General features: G+C 65.9%; 1 protein-coding gene. It reads right to left on the minus strand.

The genetic code is table 11. From position 1 onward, the window contains the following. Positions 1 to 199, minus strand: a 199-nt coding sequence (locus ACPYOM_RS24325; protein ID WP_481347951.1) for an aromatic amino acid lyase, incomplete at its 3' end; no start/stop codon positions are given. Between the last annotated feature and the right edge of the window lie 30 nt (positions 200 to 229).

Here is a 229-nt window from a genome sequence, read left to right on the forward strand (position 1 = left end):
CCCTTGCCGCACAGACAAGTTCGACGGCGGTGACTGTCGCCAGGGCTTGGACCGTCGACTGCAGTTGAGCGGCCGCTACGCTGGCAAAGCTGGCGTCTTCTTCTGCCCCCAAGGACAACGCCACTGTTTGCAGGCTGGCCGGTTGGGTATTCGCGCGAATCCGTCCCACGGCGGCGGCAGCCACGTACTCCAGCAGCATGACGCCTGACTGACCGGCACCGTCCCTGGC

The organism is Monashia sp. HAY1-2A, from assembly GCF_056755315.1.